At 56.9% G+C, this 20,221-nt stretch carries 14 protein-coding genes and 4 tRNA genes; 16 read left to right on the top strand and 2 right to left on the bottom strand.

The genetic code is table 11. The features are described 5' to 3' along the window. The first annotated feature begins 1 nt into the window (after nucleotide 1). The 4 genes from HMPREF9451_RS05640 (at nucleotide 2) to nifJ (ending at nucleotide 8,706) form a co-directional block, all read left to right on the top strand. Nucleotides 2-3,706 (top strand): UvrD-helicase domain-containing protein, encoded by a 3,705-nt coding sequence (locus HMPREF9451_RS05640; protein ID WP_009139332.1) that lies wholly within the window; start codon nucleotides 2-4, stop codon nucleotides 3,704-3,706. A 143-nt stretch (nucleotides 3,707-3,849) separates the two neighbouring features. Beyond that, on the top strand, nucleotides 3,850-4,266 hold the full coding sequence (locus HMPREF9451_RS05635; RefSeq protein ID WP_040626576.1) for a hypothetical protein: 417 nt from the start codon (nucleotides 3,850-3,852) through the stop codon (nucleotides 4,264-4,266). Nucleotides 4,267-4,364: 98 nt separating this feature from the next. Continuing rightward, a complete protein-coding gene (locus tag HMPREF9451_RS05630) occupies nucleotides 4,365-4,931 on the top strand; it encodes a very short patch repair endonuclease (protein ID WP_040626574.1) in 567 nt (188 codons plus the stop codon). Nucleotides 4,932-5,157: 226 nt separating this feature from the next. Next, nucleotides 5,158-8,706, top strand: a complete 3,549-nt coding sequence (gene nifJ, locus HMPREF9451_RS05625) for a pyruvate:ferredoxin (flavodoxin) oxidoreductase (protein WP_009139329.1) — start codon at nucleotides 5,158-5,160, stop codon at nucleotides 8,704-8,706. Nucleotides 8,707-8,939: 233 nt separating this feature from the next. Here the strand turns inward: nifJ and HMPREF9451_RS05620 are convergent, their stop codons facing one another. Then, nucleotides 8,940-10,217: an aminotransferase class I/II-fold pyridoxal phosphate-dependent enzyme gene (locus tag HMPREF9451_RS05620; RefSeq protein WP_009139328.1), complete on the bottom strand. Its 1,278-nt coding sequence runs from the start codon at nucleotides 10,215-10,217 to the stop codon at nucleotides 8,940-8,942. A gap of 131 nt (nucleotides 10,218-10,348) precedes the next feature. On the opposite strand from HMPREF9451_RS05620, the gene putP reads away from it, so the two are divergent. The 12 genes from putP to map all read left to right on the top strand — a co-directional run bounded on the left by putP (nucleotide 10,349) and on the right by map (nucleotide 17,773). Continuing rightward, a complete protein-coding gene (gene putP, locus HMPREF9451_RS05615) occupies nucleotides 10,349-11,917 on the top strand; it encodes a sodium/proline symporter PutP (RefSeq protein ID WP_009139327.1) in 1,569 nt (522 codons plus the stop codon). Between the two features lie 508 nt (nucleotides 11,918-12,425). Beyond that, a tRNA-Tyr gene (locus HMPREF9451_RS05610) sits at nucleotides 12,426-12,510 on the top strand. Nucleotides 12,511-12,514: 4 nt separating this feature from the next. Continuing rightward, nucleotides 12,515-12,590: transfer RNA gene (locus tag HMPREF9451_RS05605), tRNA-Thr, on the top strand. Nucleotides 12,591-12,644: 54 nt separating this feature from the next. Further along, nucleotides 12,645-12,721, top strand: a tRNA-Met gene (locus HMPREF9451_RS05600). Nucleotides 12,722-12,804: 83 nt separating this feature from the next. After that, nucleotides 12,805-14,007, top strand: coding sequence for an elongation factor Tu (gene tuf / locus HMPREF9451_RS05595; RefSeq protein ID WP_009139326.1), 1,203 nt, complete (start codon nucleotides 12,805-12,807; stop codon nucleotides 14,005-14,007). A gap of 119 nt (nucleotides 14,008-14,126) precedes the next feature. Then, nucleotides 14,127-14,276 (top strand): 50S ribosomal protein L33, encoded by a 150-nt coding sequence (rpmG, locus tag HMPREF9451_RS05590; RefSeq protein WP_009139325.1) that lies wholly within the window; start codon nucleotides 14,127-14,129, stop codon nucleotides 14,274-14,276. Between the two features lie 11 nt (nucleotides 14,277-14,287). Continuing rightward, nucleotides 14,288-14,364: transfer RNA gene (locus tag HMPREF9451_RS05585), tRNA-Trp, on the top strand. Between the two features lie 112 nt (nucleotides 14,365-14,476). Continuing rightward, complete coding sequence (gene secE, locus HMPREF9451_RS05580; RefSeq protein ID WP_009139324.1) at nucleotides 14,477-14,851, top strand: preprotein translocase subunit SecE; 375 nt, start codon at nucleotides 14,477-14,479, stop codon at nucleotides 14,849-14,851. A gap of 1 nt (nucleotide 14,852) precedes the next feature. Further along, entirely contained in the window at nucleotides 14,853-15,383 is a 531-nt protein-coding gene (nusG, locus tag HMPREF9451_RS05575; RefSeq protein WP_009139323.1) for a transcription termination/antitermination protein NusG, read from the top strand. Nucleotides 15,384-15,479: 96 nt separating this feature from the next. After that, a complete protein-coding gene (gene rplK, locus HMPREF9451_RS05570) occupies nucleotides 15,480-15,971 on the top strand; it encodes a 50S ribosomal protein L11 (protein ID WP_009139322.1) in 492 nt (163 codons plus the stop codon). A 59-nt stretch (nucleotides 15,972-16,030) separates the two neighbouring features. Next, nucleotides 16,031-16,738, top strand: a complete 708-nt coding sequence (rplA, locus tag HMPREF9451_RS05565; protein ID WP_009139321.1) for a 50S ribosomal protein L1 — start codon at nucleotides 16,031-16,033, stop codon at nucleotides 16,736-16,738. Between the two features lie 258 nt (nucleotides 16,739-16,996). Next, nucleotides 16,997-17,773 (top strand): type I methionyl aminopeptidase, encoded by a 777-nt coding sequence (gene map / locus HMPREF9451_RS05560; protein ID WP_009139320.1) that lies wholly within the window; start codon nucleotides 16,997-16,999, stop codon nucleotides 17,771-17,773. Nucleotides 17,774-17,918: 145 nt separating this feature from the next. Here map and HMPREF9451_RS05555 read toward each other — a convergent pair whose 3' ends face one another. Beyond that, the gene (locus HMPREF9451_RS05555; RefSeq protein WP_009139319.1) at nucleotides 17,919-20,141 is read right to left on the bottom strand and encodes a murein biosynthesis integral membrane protein MurJ; all 2,223 of its coding nucleotides are present in this window, start codon (nucleotides 20,139-20,141) and stop codon (nucleotides 17,919-17,921) included. Nucleotides 20,142-20,221 lie beyond the last annotated feature (80 nt).

Genomic DNA, 20,221 nt, shown 5'->3' with positions numbered 1-20,221 from the left:
CATGGACTTCAGCCGATTCAAGCCTGGCCAGCTCGCGTGCATCACGACGCTCGATAAGCCCTTGGTGGTTTCTGCGGGCGCAGGCAGCGGGAAGACGTTCACCCTCACGCAGCGTATCGCCTGGGCCCTTATGGAGGGTTCGGCTCCGGACGGAGGCGCGTTTCTCGACGGCATAGAACAGGTCATGGCCATCACGTTCACGGAAAAGGCCGCAGGAGAAATCAAGTCGCGCGTGAAGAGCACCTTGCGTGCGGAAGGCATGGCCGAGGAGGCGTTGAAGGTCGACGATGCATGGATTTCTACGATTCACGGCATGTGCTCGCGCATCCTGCGCATGCATGCAGTCGAGCTTGGGATAGACCCTTCGTTTGCCGTGCTCGATCCTGCTCGTGCCGACGAGCTCATGCGCGCTTCGGTTGCCGAGGTTCTCGACGGCGCCAACGAATTCGTCGCACCCGAAGGCCTCGACGCCTTGTTCTCGGAATTTCCCGCTCGCTCATCGGGCGGGTTCGGGTCGGGGTCGGTCGAAGATATGCTCATCGAGCTGCTTCGCGTAGCATCGAGCAGTCCCCTTGGGTGCGACTGCCTGTGTGTTCCGCCCCGGGCGCGTGATGCCTCGACGCTCGCGCGCTTGCTGGCCGAGACGATCGAAGAGGCTCACGAAGCCGCATTGTCTCAGAAGTCGAGCGCGTCGCGCGATACGTGGCTTCTACAGGCGGATGAGTACAAGCAAACAGTGGATGCGTATTTGGCGGCTCGCACGCACGACACGAAGGGTTTGCTCTCGCTGTGCGCCGCCTGTCCGTGGCCCTCGGGCAGGTTCGGATCGAAAGAATACAAGGCCGTAGCCGCCGAGCTCCAGGCCCGCTGCGCGGAAATTATCCAAGAGGCGCGCTGCCTTCTGGCCGAGCCTTTGCTCGAGGATGTGCTCGGTGTTGCCCGCTCGGCTTTCGACGTCTACAGGCGCGCCAAGCGTGAACGGGGCGTGCTCGACAACGACGACCTGCTTATCCAGGCGGCTCGGGCGCTTTGCGAGCATGAAGGCATCGCTGCTGAATTCGCCCATAAGTTCAAGCTTGTCATGGTCGACGAATTCCAGGATACCGACCAGCTTCAAGTGGATATGATCTCGCGCATGGCGGGCGAGGGCGGTTGCCGCCTTTGCACGGTGGGGGATGCACAGCAGAGCATCTATCGTTTCCGCGGCGCCGACGTCGAGGTCTACAAACGTCATCTGGGACGAATTCGCGCAGCGAACCCCGAAGGCCTGATAGAACTTCCCGACAACTTCAGAAGCCACAGGGACGTTCTTGCGTTTGTAGACCGCATCTTCGAGCAGAAGCACGTCTTCGGCGACGAGTTCATGTCCCTTGCGCCATCTCGGTTCGAATCGTCCGTGAAGGCCCCCTACAAAGGCTCCGATACGCGCGTGAGCGTTTTGCTCACCACGTATCCTGCCAGAAGCGGCATCGCCTCTGCTGATGTCACGCGCTTCGAGGCTCGTCGTATCGCGCGGCGTTTTTCGGAATTGCGCGAGGCGGGCCATGCGGCCGGCGATATGGTGGTGCTTCTTGGGAAAATGACGCGCGCGGACGTCTTCGCCGACGCCCTGCGCGAAGCCGGCTTCGCATGCGTTATCGCAGGCGGGTCCATCTTCTCTTCGGCGCCCGAAGTGCTCGTTATGCAGCGTCTTGCGGAGGTTGTCGCGAATCCGCATGCGACATCGGCGCTTTTCGAGGTCTTGTCGAGCGACATGTTCGTTCTGTCGGCAGATGATTTCATCGCGCTTTCGACATGCTTCGACGAAGAGAGGAAGATGCCGCGCAGGCGGGGAATAGACGTCGGATTCTCCGAGATGGCCCGATTGCTCGAAAACGGGAGCGCCCAGGTCTCAGAGAACCTCGTCCATGCCGTACGTGTCGTGGAAAACCTTGCCTCGCGCGCAGGCAGAGAGCCCGTTTCGGCAATTATGACGAAAGCCGTCGAGGAATCGGGCTGGCTTTCGCGTCTCGAGCTTCTCGGCGCCGAGGGGCAGTCGGTGGCGGGCAATATTTTCAAGGCGATCCGCATCGTCGAGTCCATCGAACAAGACGGGGCATGCGGCCCGTCGTCTGTCGCATTCGCGCTTTCGGCCCATATTGCCACGGCGAAAGAGGCGCCGGGCGCGCTTTCTGCCCAAGGCGGCGATTTCGTCCGCATCATGACGGTGCATGCGAGCAAGGGCCTGGAGTTTCCCATCGTCGCCGTGGCGGAAATGGGTTCGTCGCGCGCCCGTTCGTCCTCTTTTTCGTGCAGCGTCATAGAAGGGGTCGCCTATGTGGGCCTGTCGCCGAGTCGATCCCTTTCGGGGTTTTCCAGCAGCTCGCCTGTGGTGAAGGCCATGGACAAAAAATACGGCGTCGGGCTTGATGAGAACGCCGCATGCGAAGAGGGCTCCGTTGAAGCAATACGTCAGGCTTGCTCTCCTATGGCTCGTCGCGAAGCCGTGCGAAGCTACGAGGCAGAGCAGGATCTGCAGGAGCGAAGGAGGCTTTTGTACGTGGCTTTGACGCGCGCGAAAGAAGCGCTCGTGTTTTCCATGGCGAGCGTGCGTAGCGGAGCAGATGCGGACGAATCGGGAATAACGCAGGATTCGGGCATATACGATGATGTTCGAAGCGCCCTGTTCGGCCTGGGCGATATACCGGCCGGTATATCATCGGTCGATTTCGGCGGAAGCATGCCCGCCCTCATCGAAAGGGTGGATACCGACGCTTCGGATTACGAATCGCCCGAGGAGGAGGCCGGCGCATCGGATGACGGCGATTCTTCCCGCGAAAGGGAGCAGGTCGATATTCCTCTTGTATCTGCACAGGCTGTGGCGCAAGAGCGCCCCTGCTCCTTCTCGAAAGGGGAGGTCGCGAGCTATTCGATGCTTGCGGCGGCGCATGGATGCGACGAGGAGGCGTCTCGCGTTTCGGTCGGCGCCGCATCTGTTGACGGAGCGCTCGATGACGAAGACGAGGCGTTCTGGAGCGCATTGTGCCAAGACCTCTTGCGCGACGCCGACAAAGCAACCGACCTGGGCACGGCGTTTCATTTGCTCGCCCAGCAGTCGGTGTGCATGCGCAAAGAAGGAGATTCGATACTTTCGCTCCCCACTTCCTCGAGGATAGATGCGGTCATGCGCACGTGCGCTTTGAGGCCTTCTGCTCGGGGAAGAATCGAGGAGGCGCTTGGCCGCTGGATTGCAAGCGACGTGGCCCTTCGGTGCGCCGAGTGCGAGGTGCTCGTTCCCGAGATGCCGTTTTTCATTTCGCTCGACGGCGTCAGGGAGCTTATGGCGGCCCATGCAGGCGTCGAGGACGGGTTCGATGTCTCAGCGATGCCTCGTTATCTCGAAGGGTCGATCGACCTGTTCGCTTGCGAGAAAGCCGCCGACGCTTCGAGGGCTTTGATCGTGGACTACAAGACGGGAGGCCTCGCGGCGCAGGACGAGCGTTCTTTGCGCGAAAAGCACGCGCTGCAGGCAAGCTGCTATTCCTATGCGGTGCTGATGCAGGGCTACGAAGAGGTGGAGGCGGTGTTCGTCCGCGTCGAGCAGCCCGATCGCGAACGTCCCCATCTCCCGCAGACGGTTCGGTATGTGTTCGGGCGAGAGGATATCGGCAGGCTGGAGCGGCGTATCGCGGACGCTTGCCGAGAGCTGCTGAAGACGCGCTCCTAGAGGATGGGTTTTCGTTTCGGCCGCAAAGGCGAAAGGGCGCTTTCGGCGTGCTTTCGCCGACGGCCATGCGAGTACTTGTTGAATAGATGAACATTGTTCATATTGCTTTCGCAGAAGCGGGCGAGGGGAGTATACTCCGAGGCATGAAAATTTCGACTGAAAAACTCCTTCTCGTCGCCGGCTTCGTCTGGATCATCGCCGGCGGCAACATCGCCAATATTGGAATCGGCGCTCTTACGCACGACCATCTGGTCTGGTGGGTGCTCATTGCGACGCTTGTCATTTTTGTCATGTTTCATATGCTCGTGTTCCAGAAGCTTGTGAAAAAGCACGCGGAGCGCATTCGCGGATTCGAGGAAGATAAGAAGCACATCCTGCACTTCTTCGACAAGAAGGGCTACATCATCATGGCCATCATGATGGGCGGCGGCATTGGGCTTCGGGCAAGCGGCATTCTCCCCGAATGGTTTATCGCCTTTTTCTACACCGGGCTCGGTGCGGCGCTTACGGTCGCGGGCATTTCGTTCATCGTTTCCTACGTCAAGGGCGGCCGTGCATGACCTTGGGCTATCGGTCCAGGCGTTTTGACGAAAAACGGCTGGTCGTTTCTTCGCGGATTCATGCGGCGCGTTTGGTGCGAGGACGTCCTTTGGGTGCCATGCGCCAGCGAAAGCCGGGCCATAGCGGTCTGTGGTACGTGACGGCGAAACGCGAGCATCGCAAATACATCGCAAAGTATGCGCGTTCGACTCGCTGCGTGATGCATGCGCCGCGCTTTCCGGAAAAGCCTGTTGCGCCCGCGGTGCGCAAGAGCATGCGCGGTAACAAGGGGAAGGATACGAAGCCGGAAATGCTCGTGCGTGCAAGGCTTCGAGAAGAAGGCCTTGCGGGCTATCGTCTTCAATGGCACGTTCCGGGGCGTCCCGACGTCGCCTATCCTGGTAAAAAGGTGGCCCTGTTCATCAACGGGTGCTTTTGGCACCGCTGTCCACGCTGCAAGCCGTCCATGCCGAAAAGCAATCAGGAGTACTGGATTCTGAAATTCGAGCGCAACGTCGAGCGTGACAGGCGCAATGTCGAAGCGCTTGAGGCGGACGGCTGGCGCGTTCATGTGATATGGGAATGCCAGCTGAATAAAAAGAATCGCGAAGAGACGTTCTCTTGCTTGATTCCGCAGCTTCGGGCCGAATTGGGGCGGGAGACCCCGTCGGGTTTTGAAGGGTAACAACCGAAAAAGCAACCGAAAATCGTCTATGCTTCGAACAATCCTATCGATTCTCTAGGAAATACGGCCATCTCAAACCGCTTGCCGAAGCGCACGCCCCATGATGGCGATGCGCACGCGCACGCGCAAGCCGAGCGATACCATGATGCGGTGTATTTCACTCAGGCGATGAAGGAAGCAGTCGGCCTCGGTGGGTCGCGAATGCTTTTTTCTAAGGAGCGCAAACATGACGAGAGAATTCAAGTCGATGGACGGCAACAACGCCGCGGCATATGTCTCGTATGCTTTCACGGAGGTTGCCGGCATTTACCCCATCACCCCTTCGAGCCCCATGGCCGACTTCGTCGACCAGTGGTCTGCGCAGGGCAGGAAGAACATCTTCGGCACGAAGGTCAAAGTGTGCGAGATGCAGTCCGAGGGCGGTGCTGCAGGAACGATGCACGGCTCTTTGGCAGCTGGCGCGCTGACCACGTCGTACACGGCGTCTCAGGGTTTGCTGCTCATGATTCCGAACATGTACAAAATGGCGGGCGAGCTTCTTCCGGGCGTTCTTCATGTAAGCGCTCGTACCGTTGCCACCCAGGCTTTGAACATCTTCGGCGACCACTCTGACGTCATGGCATGCCGTCAGACCGGCTTTGCCATGCTTGCGGAGGGAAACGTCCAGGAGGTTATGGACCTTTCCGCCGTTGCTCATCTTTCCGCCATCAAGGGTCGCGTTCCGTTCATCAACTTCTTCGACGGCTTCCGCACGTCGCATGAGGTTCAGAAGGTCGCCGTCTGGGATTATGACGACCTTGCCGAAATGTGCGATATGGACGCCGTTCGCGAATTCCGCGCCCATGCCCTCAACCCCGAGCATCCCTCCATGCGCGGCAGCCATGAAAACGGAGACATCTTCTTCCAGCATCGCGAAGCGTGCAACAGTTACTACGATGCCCTGCCTGCCGTAGTCGAGGACTACATGCACCAGGTTAACGCCAAGCTCGGCACCAACTACGAGCTGTTCAACTACTACGGGGCCGAAGACGCCGATCGCGTCATCGTGGCCATGGGCTCGTTCTGCGACGTTGCGGAAGAGGTCATCGATTATTTGAACGCTCACGGTGAAAAGGTCGGTCTGGTGAAGGTTCGCCTGTATCGCCCCTTCGTCACCGATAAATTCGTCGCCGCGCTTCCGAAGATGGTCAAGAAAATTGCCGTTCTCGACCGTACGAAAGAACCCGGTGCCGTGGGCGAGCCTTTGTACATGGACGTCATCAACGCCCTTGCCATCGAAGGCGTTTCCGGAATCAAGGTCGTCGGCGGCCGCTACGGACTTGGCTCGAAGGACACCCCGCCTGCGTCTGTCTTCGCCGTGTTCACGGAGCTCGAGAAGGAAGACCCTCGTCGCGAGTTCACGCTCGGCATCGTTGACGATGTGACCGGCCTTTCTCTTCCCGAGGATCCCAACTGCCCGAATACCGCCGCCCCTGGCACGATCGAATGCAAGTTCTGGGGTCTTGGCGGCGATGGCACGGTCGGCGCGAACAAGAACTCCATCAAAATCATCGGCGACCATACGGACAAGTACGTCCAGGCGTACTTCCAGTACGATTCTAAGAAGACCGGCGGCGTGACGATCAGCCATCTGCGCTTCGGTGATTCGCCCATCCGCAGCCCGTATTACGTCAACAAGGCGGACTTCGTCGCATGCCATAATCCGTCGTATATCACGAAGGATTTCCCGATCGTGAAAGACGTCAAGCCCGGCGGTACGTTCATGATCAACTGCCAGTGGACGCCCGAAGAGCTCGAGCATCATCTGAGCGCATCGGCAAAGCGCTATATTGCCCAGAACAATATCAACCTCTACACCATCAACGCTATCGACCTTGCCATTGAAATCGGTATGGGCAAGCGTACCAACACCATCCTGCAGTCCGCGTTCTTCTCCCTCGCCGGCGTCCTGCCGCAGGAAGAGGCTATCCGCTACATGAAGGATGCAGCAACGAAATCCTATATGAAGAAGGGCCAGGACGTCGTTGATACCAACCATCGCGCCATCGACGCCGGCGCTACGGCCTATGTCAAAATAGACGTTCCCGCTGCATGGGCCGATGCGGCTGATAAGGCGGAGACCGTTGAGCTCGCCGGCAAGCCCGAGCTTGTGAAGATGGTCGGCTCCATCATGGAGCCGGTCGGTCGCATGGATGGCGACAGCCTGCCCGTTTCGGCGTTCACCGACCATGTGGACGGACAGTTCGAGCTCGGCGCCTCTGCGTATGAGAAGCGCGGCATTGCCGTGACTGTTCCCACGTGGGATGCATCTACGTGCATCCAGTGCAACCAGTGCGCATTCGTGTGCCCGCATGCTACCATTCGCCCCTTCGCCCTGACCGAGGAAGAGGCGGCAGCGGCTCCCGAGAAAACGACGCTCATTCCCGCCAAGGGCAAGACCGCCGCTGGCCTGCAGTACACGCTCGCCATCTCTCCGTTCGATTGCATGGGCTGCAACGTCTGCGTGGTTCAGTGCCCCACGAATTCGCTGTCCATGGCTCCCGCAGAGGGCGAACTTGCTCAGCAGGAGGTCTTCGATTACTGCGTCGCCGAGGTTTCCGATAAGCCGGAAATTCAGGATGCCACGGTCAAGGGCAGCCAGTTCAAGCAGCCCCTGCTCGAGTTCTCCGGCGCATGTGCGGGCTGCGCTCAGACTGCGTATGCCCGTCTGGTCACCCAGCTGTTCGGCGATCGCATGTACATTTCCAACGCAACGGGTTGCTCTTCGATCTGGGGCGGTCCTGCTGCCACGTCTCCGTACACGGTGAACAAAGAGGGCCGCGGTCCCGCATGGGCCAACTCCTTGTTCGAGGACAACGCCGAGCACGGCCTTGGCATGCTGCTCGGACAGAATGCCGTACGCGAGAAGCTTGTCGCCGAGACCGAGCAGCTTCTTGAAAACGGCGCAGACGAAGCTTTGGCCAATGCGGCGAACGCATGGCTCAATGAGCGTGATAAAGCCGAGGAGAGCAAGGCCGCTGCTGATGCATATGTTGCAGAGCTCGAGCGCGTCATCGCTCAGGGCGCGGCAAATGCCGACCTGGCCAAGTCTATCCTCGCCGACAAAGACTATCTCGCGAAGAAATCCATCTGGATCTTCGGCGGCGATGGCTGGGCATACGATATCGGTTACGGCGGCTTGGATCATGTGCTTGCATCGGGCGAAGATGTGAACGTGTTCGTGTTTGACACCGAGGTTTATTCCAACACGGGCGGCCAGGCTTCCAAGGCTTCCAATATCGGCCAGGTTGCGCAATTCGCCGCTGCTGGCAAAGATATTAAGAAGAAGAGCCTTGCTGAAATCGCCATTGCGTACGGCTATATCTATGTCGCCCAGGTCGCCATGGGCGCCAAGCCTGCGCAGCTGATGAAGGCCATCACCGAGGCCGAGGCTTATTCCGGACCTTCGCTGATCATCGGCTACTCTCCGTGCGAGATGCATGCCATCAAGGGTGGCATGGCCAACTGCATGGTGGAGATGGAGAAGGCTGTCGACTGCGGATACTGGAACCTCTACCGCTACAACCCGGCTGCTCCTGCGGGCAAAAAGTTTACGCTCGACTCCAAAGAGCCCAAGGGCGGATACCAGGAGTTCTTGATGAACGAAGCTCGTTACAGCCGTTTGACGCGCGAGTTCCCCGGTCGCGCCGAAGAGCTCTTCGAGCAAAACGAGCGTGCGGCCGTCGATCGCTACGAGCACCTCGTCAAGCTCAAGGAACTTTACGCCGACGCGTAAGAAGCCTTGGCCCTTGCGCACGAGGCGTACCCATGTTCATCTGAAAAATCCCGTCCCGGATCGTCCGGGGCGGGATTTTGCGTATTGCGGTATGAAGGGGAGGGCTGGATTTGCGCCTTTCGGGTTGTAACCGAGCTTCGTGGCGCAAAAAAGCCCAGATCCCAATTGAATGTGCCTCAAATGCGAGGTAGTTCAAACGTGGGGTCCGGGCTTTCTTTCGGACGACGAGGACGTTATGCAAGAAGCGATTCGATGGCTGCCAGCTTCACACAGCAGACGAAGACCTCCATCGCCTGCTCGAGCTCTTCAAGCGGCGGCAGGGTGGGGGCTATGCGGATGTTGGAATCCTCGGGGTCTTCTTTGTACGGCCATGTTGCACCCGCTCCCGTCATGGTGACGCCGGCGCCCTTCGCCAACGCGACGGTTCTCTTGGCGGTGTTCGGCAACCCGTCGAAGCTGACGAAGTATCCGCCGTCAGGGTTGCTCCAGCTGGCACAGCCGGTATCAGAGAGGCCCTCTTCGAGCATGCGGGCGACCAATTCGAACTTCGGGCGAATGATTTCAGCATGCTTTTTCATGTGTTCGGAGATGCCCTGTGCATCCTTGAGGAAACGGACGTGTCTGAGCTGGTTGATTTTGTCGTATCCGACGGTCTGGATGCTCACCCGCTTCTTGATCTGCGCTATGTTTTCTTCGCTCGCGGCAACGGCGGCAATTCCCGCCCCAGGGAATGTCACCTTCGAGGTGCTGGCGAATTTGAAGTATCTATTCGGGTTGCCGGCCTTCTCACACGCTTCGGCGATGTCTGCGACATGGGCCTGGCGAGTGTCGTAGAGATGATGTACGCAATAGGCGTTGTCCCAGAAGATGCGGAAATCGGTCGCAGCGCAGGGCATGGATGCGAGGCGTGCGACGGTATCGTTCGAGTATGTGACGCCTCCCGGGTTGGAGTACTGGGGGACGCACCATATTCCCTTGATAGCATCGTTTTCGCGGACGAGGGCTTCTATTTCGTCCATGTCGGGTCCGTTTTCGTTCATGCGGACGGGAATCATCTTGATGCCGAAAAGCTCGGTGATGGCGAAATGGCGGTCGTATCCGGGAACAGGGCAGAGCCAAGATACGTCCTTGAGCTCGCGCCAGGGCTTCTCGCCGAGATAGCCGTGCAAAAAACCGTGGCTCACAAGGTCGTACATGATGTTGAGGCTTGAGTTGCCGAAGACGCAGACGTTTCTCGGGTCATGGTCCATGATGGACGCCATCAGGCGTTTCGCTTCGGGAATGCCGTCCATGACGCCGTAATTGCGGCAATCGGTGCCATCCTCGGCGAAAAGGTCGGATGACGCGTCTACGGTATCGAGCAAAGGGAGGCTCAGCTCGAGCTGAGCTGCAGCGGGTTTCCCGCGTGCCATATTGAGCGCAAGCTCTTTAGCGCAATGACGCGCGTATTCCTGCTCGAGAGATTCCCTAAGCGCCGCAAGTTCGGCATGGGTGAGCTCGGCGTAAGACATCAATCCTCCTCTTATCGTGATGGCCGCTCGAAGAGACACTTTAGCACCATAAAGCACTTCTATGCTTTCGGAGGCAACTTTACCGTATAATCGTCAATTGCTTTTGTTCTGTTCGCATGAGAGGAGGGGCAATGTCCGTAGATGATATTCAAGTTGTTCTCGCGATGGCCCTGTATTTTATCGTCGTGCTTTCAGTGGGCTTTTTCTACCTGAAAAAGTCCAATGCAAGCTCGGAGAACTACTTCCTGGGCGGGCGCGGGCTCGGTCCGTGGCTGACGGCCCTGTCTGCCGAGGCTTCGGATATGTCTGGTTGGCTCTTGATGGGTCTGCCGGGCATCGCGTATTTCACGGGCGCATCGGATGCCATGTGGACCGCAATCGGTCTGGCCATCGGAACGTACTTGAATTGGAAGTTCGTGGCTAAGCGTTTGCGCAAGTATTCAGAGGTAGCGGGCAACGCCATTACGCTTCCCGACTTCTTCAGCAATCGCTTCCGCGACGACAAGCGCATCCTCATGAGCGTGGCGGCGATCATCATCCTGCTGTTCTTCTGCATTTATTGCGGCAGCTGCTTTGTGACGTGTGGCAAGCTTTTCGCAACGCTTTTCGGCCTCGATTACACCACCATGATGATTCTTGGAGCGCTTGTAGTTTTCGTCTACACCTTCGTGGGCGGCTATCTTTCGGTTTGTACGACGGACCTTATCCAGGGCGCTATCATGATTTGCGCGCTGGTTATCGTGTTCGTCGGCAGCGTCGCCATGGCGGGCGGCGTGGAGAATACCGTCGCATTCCTTCAGGGCATTCCCGGATTCTTGTCGGGAACCCAGCAGGCGTCTCCCATTCTTGACGAATCGGGCCGTCAGGTGGTCGAAAACGGCATGCCGCTGTTTGGCGACGCGGTTCTTTACGGCTCTGGCGCCATCACCATCATCAGCTGCCTTGCATGGGGTCTTGGCTATTTCGGCATGCCCCAGGTGCTCGTTCGTTTTATGAGCGTTCGCCATTCCAGCGAAATCAAGAAGAGCCGCATCATCGCGACCATCTGGGTCGTCATCTCCTTGGCCAGCGCCGTCTGCATCGGTCTGGTGGGACGCGCCGCGCTTCCGGCGCAATTCTTGACGGGGCCTGATGCCGAGTCCATTTTCATCGTGCTCGCGCAGATCATGCTTCCGTCGTTCGTCTGCGGTCTCGTTGTTTCGGGCATTTTCGCCGCAACGATGTCTTCGTCTTCGAGCTACCTGCTTATTGCGGGCTCCGCGATTTCGCAGAACCTCTATAAAGGCCTCATCAACAAGAATGCCACCGAGGCCCAGTCCATGTTCGTGTCTCGTGTGGCCCTGACGGTCATTCTTATTTTCGGCATCGTCATTGCACTCGACCAAAACTCCTCGATCTTCCAGGTTGTCTCGTACGCCTGGGCGGGCTTCGGAGCCAGTTTCGGCCCGCTGATGCTTTGCAGCCTGTATTGGCGTCGTACCAATAAGCAAGGTGCTCTTGCCGGCATGCTCGTAGGCGCTGTGACGGTTATCGTCTGGAATCTTTTCGTCAAACAGCTCGGAGGAATTTTTGCAGTGTACGAATTGCTGCCTGGATTTATTTTCGCTCTTATCGCGATCGTCGTCGTTTCGCTTTTGACCGAAGAGCCCAGCAGGGAAGTTGCCGACGAGTTCGACACGTATATGGAAGCCGACGTATAGGCCGTCTTCCTTCGAGTTCGATTGGCTGTATGCGGGGCATGCGCAAGGGCGTCATCCTCCGCTCTGAGGCATCTTTGTTTTCAAGACCGCGGTGTGTGCGCAGGTTCAAGCGCGCGCACCGCGGTCTTTTCATATATGTATGCATGTGCTTATGACCGCCTTCGCTTTCTTGTTGCTATAACGCAAGGTGTTTTCTTGCGGCAGCGGCCAAAGAATGGGTCATAAAGAAGAGGCCCCAGAGCGAAAAAAAGCCGCCCAAAGAAAAAATTTTTTTCGAAAAAAGTTTGCGGCATACAGTGTTCGAAAGAGAACAGATAAGAAAGAAATTCCAGTTCAGATAAGCAAAATGATGCCTAAAATAATAGATACTCCCGGAAGCGTGTAGAGTGTTGACAGGGATGGGAGGCTAGCGTATTATGCACTTCGTTCGCGAGCAAGGAACGAAAAACCAAGCAAGCGAACAGCAGCTTGATAAGTACACATAAAGAGTCGAGCACCTTGATGAACTGGGCGTGTGCCCGAGTGGTTAAAGGGGACGGGCTGTAAACCCGTTAGCTATGCTTACCTAGGTTCGAATCCTAGCGCGCCCACCAGTTTGCCCGTGTAGCTCAGTCGGTAGAGCACTTCGTTGGTAACGAAGAGGTCACCGGTTCAAGTCCGGTCGCGGGCTCCATTACTTGTTACTGAATGGAGCCATCATAACTGAAGGTTTCATAGAAGTATACATGGCGGTGTAGCTCAGTTGGTTAGAGCACACGGTTCATACCCGTGGCGTCACTGGTTCGAATCCAGTCACCGCTACCATTGCACTTTTTCACGCGCCTTTACGGCGCGTGATTTTTATGAAGTAAGTATTGGTCTTTTGACCATTCCCTAGAGGAGGAATAATGGCTAAGGAGAAGTTCGAGCGCAGCAAGCCGCATGTGAACATCGGTACCATCGGCCACGTTGACCATGGTAAGACCACTTTGACGGCTGCTATCTCCAAGACTCTGTCTGAGAACGACGGTTCTCACGGTTCTGCACACGCAGACTTCACCGCTTTCGAGAACATCGACAAGGCTCCCGAGGAGCGCGAGCGTGGTATTACCATCTCCATCGCTCACATTGAGTATGAGACCGACAAGCGTCACTATGCACACGTTGACTGCCCGGGCCATGCTGACTACGTCAAGAACATGATCACCGGTGCTGCTCAGATGGACGGCGCTATCCTCGTTATCGCTGCTACCGACGGCCCGATGGCTCAGACTCGTGAGCACATCCTGCTCGCTCGCCAGGTTGGCGTTCCTTACATCGTTGTCTTCCTGAACAAGTGCGACATGGTCGACGACGAAGAGCTCCTCGAGCTCGTTGAGATGGAGGTTCGTGACCTTCTCAGCTCCTACGATTTCCCCGGTGACGACACCCCGATCATTCGCGGTTCTGCACTGAAGGCTCTCGAGGGCGACAAGGAATGGCAGGAGAAGGTCTGGGAGCTCATGGACGCTGTTGACTCCTACATCCCGACCCCCGAGCGTATGACCGACAAGCCCTTCTTGATGGCTGTTGAGGACACCATGACCATCACCGGTCGTGGCACCGTTGCTACCGGTCGTGTTGAGCGTGGCGTTCTGCATGTCAACGACCCGCTGGAGATTGTCGGCATCCGCGAGACCTCTAACACCGTCTGCACCGGCATCGAGATGTTCCGCAAGCTCCTCGACGAGGCTCAGGCTGGCGACAACATCGGCTGCTTGCTCCGTGGCGTTAAGCGCGAGGACATCGTCCGTGGCCAGGTTCTCTGCAAGCCCGGTAGCGTTACTCCGCACACCGAGTTCGAGGGCCAGGTCTACATCCTGACCAAGGAAGAGGGCGGCCGTCACACCCCGTTCTTCGATGGCTATCGTCCTCAGTTCTACTTCCGTACCACCGACGTTACCGGTGTTGCACACCTCCCCGAGGGCACCGAGATGGTTATGCCTGGCGACAACGTTACGATCACCGGTGAGCTCATTCACCCGATCGCAATGGAGGAAGGCCTCAAGTTCGCTATCCGCGAGGGTGGCCGCACCGTTGGCTCCGGCCGCGTGACCAAAATCATCAAATAGTTTTAAACTATTGCAGTGATTTGATGAAGAGCCCGCTTTCGGGCGGGCTCTTCTTTTCAAGAGATGCTCATATGTGTACAATCATCGAGCTACAAAACGATTAATTTGAAGGAGAATTCATGCGTACGTTGGTCACCTTGGCCTGCACCGAGTGCAAGCGCCGCAATTACACGACCAAAAAGAACAAGCAGAATAATCCCGATCGTATCGAGTTCAAGAAGTACTGCAAGTGGTGTAAGACCCACACCTTGCATAAGGAAACTCGATAAGGTAAGGAAACAGGCCAGTAGCTCCAATTGGCAGAGCGGCGGTCTCCAAAACCGCATGTTGTGGGTTCGAGTCCTACCTGGCCTGCCAGCTTGTTCAAGCAGCTTGGAACGCGAGCTGCTTGTTTTGGGTTTAGGGACATTCATTCTAGAGGACGAATTGCGGCTTCTTCATAATGAATCGCATTAGGGATTAAGAAAATATGGCGAAAAAGTCTAAAACGCAAAGAGCAAAAGCCTCTGCTAATCGCCAGGCGAAAAAGGCTCAGGCTGCTGCACTTGAGGCGCAAGGCATTTCTGCTGAAGAAGCTGCCAAAAAGACTGAAGCTGAAAAGCAGCAGTCCAAAAAAGCTGCTCAGAAGAAGGCAGAAAAGCCCAAGAAAAAGCGTTTCAAATTCCTTCGAGAAGTCAAGGCTGAGTTGAAACGCGTTACGTGGCCCACACGAGTCGAGGTTCTTCGATGGACCGGCGTCGTTGTGGCCGCTTTGGTGTTTTTCGGCGTATTCGTCGCCGTTCTGGACAATTTGATTGTCACTCCTCTTATCGTTGCTCTTTCCGGGTTGGGGGTTGGAATCTAGCATGGCAAAGAAATGGTACGTGCTCCACACTTATTCCGGGTACGAGAACAAGGTTAAGAAAAACCTCGAGACGCGCATTGAAACCATGGGTCTCGAGAACAACGTGTTCGGGATTGAAATTCCTACCGAAACGGTGACCGAAATCAAAGAAAGCGGTCGTCGCGTAGAGAATGAAAAGAAAGTCTTCCCGGGCTATGTTTTGGTTCGTATGGAAATGGACGATCGCAGCTGGGCTGCCGTCCGCAACACTCCGGGCGTGACGGGTTTTGTTGGGAGCCAGGGCAATCCCGCTCCGTTGACTCGCGACGAGTTCAACAAAATCATGAAGCGCACGTCGACTTCTGCTCCGAAGAAGACCACCTCTTCGTTTGAAGTGGGGCAGTCGGTCAAGGTTACGAACGGTCCCCTCGCTGATTTCGACGGCACCATTTCCGAGGTCTCCGTCGAAACTGGCAAAGTCAAGGTCATGGTCTCGATTTTCGGTCGAGAAACGCCGGTCGAGCTTTCTTTCGATCAAGTGGCCAAGATCTAGGTGAGTATTCTCGGCTCCTGCGTGCCTGGGTGGACAGGGCTTCTCGCGCATGGCTGGCCGTTGTAGCAATACGATTAGTAAGGTAAGGAAACAGAGATGGCTGAGAAGAAAGTTGCAGGCTTTATCAAGCTGCAGATTCCTGCTGGTGCTGCCAATCCGGCTCCTCCGGTAGGTCCCGCACTCGGTGCGCAGGGCGTTAACATCATGCAGTTCTGCCAGGCGTTCAACGCCGCCACGCAGGACCAGTCCGGCACCATCATCCCCGTTGAGATTACGGTTTACGAGGACAAGAGCTTCACCTTCGTGTGCAAGACCCCTCCGGCGGCCGTGCTGATCAAGGAGAAGCTGGGCATCAAGAGCGGATCCGGCATTCCGCAGCTCAAGGCTGTTGGAACCCTGTCCCTCGACCAGCTTCGCGAGATTGCTGAGATTAAGCTCCCCGATCTTAACGCTAACGACATCGAAGCCGCTATGGAGATTGTCGCTGGCACCGCTCGCTCCATGGGCGTGCGTATCGAGGGTCGCGAGATGAAGAAGACCTACGTGCCTTCTAAGAAGCTCGCCGCCATGCTCGCTGGCAAAGAATAGCGTAGTCAGTGGAAGGGTGGTTTTTCTGCTACCCGTAATTACCACGAAAGGATTTTTACATGAAACTCACGAAGAACCAGAAGCTTGCTGCTGAAAAGATCGAAGCAGGCAAGTTCTATGCTCCTTTCGAGGCTCTGTCCCTCGTCAAGGAAGTTTCTTCCGCTAAGTTCGACGAGACCGTCGAAGTCCACTTCCGCCTTGGCATCGACACCCGTCAGGCAGACCAGCAGCTCCGCGGCATGGTCTCCCTGCCGAACGGTTCCGGCAAGGAAGTTCGCGTTGCTGTTTTCGCCGAAGGCGCTGCTGCCGAGGCCGCCAAAGAAGCTGGCGCAGAAATCGTCGGTTCCGACGACCTGGTTGCGGAAATCCAGGCAGGCAACATCGACTTTGATGCTACCGTCGCTACCCCCGACATGATGGGCAAGGTCGGCCGACTTGGTAAGATCCTCGGCCCTCGCGGTCTTATGCCGAACCCCAAGCTCGGCACCGTTACTCCCGACGTCACCAAGGCTATCAACGAGCTCAAGGGCGGCAAGGTCGAGTATCGTGCTGACCGTTATGGCATTGCTCATGTCATCATCGGCAAGGTCAGCTTCGAAGCTGAGAAGCTTGCTGAGAACTACGGTGCTGTTTATGACGAAATCGTTCGCATGAAGCCTTCTGCGGCGAAGGGCAAGTACCTCAAGTCCATCACCGTCTCTTCCACCATGGGTCCTGGCATTGCCGTCGACTCTTCCGTGTCCCGCAATTTCGCTTCTGCTGAATAGCGACACGTTACCTTACATGGAAAGGACCCGCTTGCGGGTCCTTTTTCATTTTGAAGGGGAGCGGTGTTTCCAAGCGCCAATATATGATCAGCAAGTGGCTGTTGTGGTTGAGCGCGCGTGGCTAGAATCGAATCCTTTGTAGCCTTTCGTTTTCCGACCGGCCCTCTTCTTTGAAAGTTTCCTACGGTTCACAATGGAAGAATCGCCTGTGCTAGAATAGCCGAGTTACCAAGAAACTGCATACGAAAGAGAGCGCACATGATTATCAAGAAAAGCCCTGCTGAAATTGAGGCGATGAAAGAAGCGGGTCGCATTTCTGCAAAGGTTTTGCGGGAAGTGGGGGCTCGTGTGGAACCGGGCGTCTCTACGCTTGAGCTCGATCGCTTGGCTGAAACCCTTATCCGTCTGGAAGGAGGCATTCCTGCGTTCAAGGGCTATGGTGGATTTCCCGGGAGCATTTGCGCCTCGGTCAACGACCAAATCGTCCATGGTATTCCGGCGGCGGACGTCATTCTAAAAGAAGGCGATATCATCTCCATCGACACCGGAGCGACGGTTGATGGCTGGGTGGGGGATAACGCCTGGACTTTTCCGGTGGGCAATGTCTCTCCTGAGGTGAAGAAGCTGCTCGACGTTACTGAGAAGTGCATGTGGGCAGGACTGGACGCAGCTCGACCCGGCAACCATCTCGGTGATATCGGCTTCGCAGTTCAGTCTATTGCTGAAGCGGAAGGGTACGGCGTGGTGCGCGAATACGTCGGCCACGGCATTGGCCGTAATATGCATGAGGATCCGAACGTTCCCAATTACGGACGCCGCCATCACGGTATTCTTCTTGAGCCCGGAATGGTTTTGGCAATTGAGCCTATGATCAATATGGGTACGCACAAGACCCGCCAGATGCCCGACGGATGGCTTGTGTGTACGCGCGACGGCAAGCCGAGCGCCCATTTTGAGAAGACGGTAGCAATTACCGAAGAAGGCCCCGTCGTTCTTACGACCGAGCCGAATTTCAAGCGTCCTGTAGGAAAGTAGCCGTATGCCGGATGCATTCGTGCGGCCTTAGAAGCATGAATGGACGCAAGAGCGAATTATGACTTAAGGAAAGCCCTGCTCCTTGAAAGAGCAGGGCTTTTTGATGCGTGGGAGCGTATTTCGGGGGCTCTAAGCTGAAGAAGGGTTATTTCGCGTGACGAGGGCCGTTTTTTCGCCCTGCGTCGCGTTCGGCGGTCCGAGCGTGCTTTGGGCCGCCAGAGGGGCTCGTGCGTCGAGAGGCTTCGCTTATTGCATGCGTTGGGCTTTCGACGGCGGAGCTGTTTTCGCGTGTTTCGGCGGGCAATGCGGCGTGGCGGCCGAATTCCGTTTCGGTGGAAAACGAGCTTGGAGCCTTGACGGTTGCATGAAGTCCGTGAGCCTTGGCGGGAGAGGCGTGTCTTCCTCTTTGGCGCAAGGGTGCGGCGTCAGAAGCCTGCGCGCTGTTGCGCGCGGCGGCATGGCGTCCTCGCTCCAGAGGCGATGCATCGTGCGCATCTCGTGGACGTGCCGCATGCTTTCCGAGGGGAAGCACGACTTCAGAGTCGAGGTCTTCTGCAGAGGCTTCGACTCCATGATGCCGCGCCACGACGTCGTTGTTTTGCGCGGAGGACGCACCGAGATGCTGGGTATTGTCATGCGTATCGGCGTTTGCCGAAGCCGAATCAAGGGCTGCTTCATCGTCGCCGGCAGGAAGCTCTGCGGTCTTTCGTTTGAAGCGTCGTGCCACTTTCTCGATAAGAGAGGAAACCATGGATGCCTCGCTGAGCTTCAGCTTTATGGCAAGACCGAATGTCACGATGAGTGCAAGCAAACCGCCGCAGAAGATGCATATCAGGGCATTCGGGATGGAGCCGTTCAAGGGGGCGATGGTTGCCGAGAGCCCCGTGACGACGAGTGCCCCGACGGATGCGCCAAGAAGGCCCAGAAGGAAAGACCTCAAAAACGAGATAACGGTGCTTTTTAATCCGAGCGCGCCCATCGTTTCGCGGAGATAGACGAAGCAGACGATGTCCAGGACAAGGTAGTATGCCGTTTCGCTCAGCGCAATCGCCGGCATGCCGATGTTAAGCGGCCCGCCTATTCCCGTGGCGAAGATTGCAATGAAGCCGATTTGAAAGGCGATGCAAGCCACCATCATCACGGCGTAGCGACCCATGATGCGCATGGCGGAAAACACTTTTTGAAGATACGTGTTGATTCCATAAAACGGCAGGGAAAGCGCGAGCGCGGCCAGATAGAGGGCGATTTGCGATATGTTGTCTTCGGTGAAAGCGCCGATGTGATAGAGCGTCACGAGGGGCTCGGCGAAGACGATGAGGTACAAGGCGAAGGGGACCATGAAAAAGACGATCTGATTCGTGCCCGAGATAATGCCGCGTTTGAACCCTCTCGTGTTGCCGTTGGCGTGCATCTCGGATATCTCGGTGAACATGGCGGTCGTGATGGGCACGGTGAGAAACGCATAGGGAAGGGTGAACCACAGGCGTGCGTAGGCGATGATCGACGGCCCGTTGTCAAGGGCACCGTATGCGGCTGCGTTCTGAATCGAGACCACTACGAGTCCCGCGCACATGACGAGAATGGCCGGAACGCCTATGGCGAGCGTTTCTTTCAGGGCGGGGTCGCGAAGGTCGACGCGAAGGCGCAGTTTTATTCCGTTTCGTTTCAGGGCCGGAAGTTGTATCGCCATCTGGACGAAAACTCCGAGGGGGTTGCCGACGGCGATGATAAGCTTCGCAAGTTCGCTGTCATGCGGAGCGACGAAAGCGTAGAGGACGAAGGTTGCGGTCACGATGATGTTGTTGAATATAGGGGCCGCGCTGCTCCAGAGATAGTCTCGGGAAGCGTTGAGCAGGCCGCTGACGATTGACGAGAGTCCGTAGAAGACGATCTGAATCGCGAAGAACCGGAAGAAGAAAATGGCATCATCCATGGTGCTCTGGTCGTTCATGAAGCTTTGCGTGAAGATCAGGGCGGGAGCGAAAATCGTGCAGACAAGCGCCACGGCTCCAAGCACGATGAAAGCGATGCTCATGATGTTGCTGGCGTATTCGTTGCCGCCGCGGTCGCCGAGTTTTGCTTTCACCGACATGTAGACGGGAAGGAACGCGGTTACGAGCATGCCGCCCATAACGAGCTCGTAGAGCATGTTCGGCAGGTTGTTTGCCACTTGGTACGAGCTGGCAAGCATCGTGGATCCAAGGGCGAATGCCATGGCCCAGGTGCGCATGAAACCGGTGATACGCGAAATGATGACGAAGAAGCTGATGAGGGCGGCAGATGACCCGATGCTTGCCGGCGTTTGCGCTGCGGCCTCCGAAGGAGAAATCGAATCGTCTTCTGATGTGGAAATATGCGTGGCGTTCATACTACGCTTTCGACTTTGGGTATAATGCAAAAGTTGACATCAATCATACCTTTTCGCGTCCAGCGTTTGAAACGAGGCAC

This window comes from Slackia piriformis YIT 12062, from assembly GCF_000296445.1.
GTDB lineage: Bacteria > Actinomycetota > Coriobacteriia > Coriobacteriales > Eggerthellaceae > Slackia > Slackia piriformis.
The sequence above is the reverse complement of the archived record's forward strand: the minus strand, read 5'-3'. Positions and strand labels throughout refer to the sequence as shown.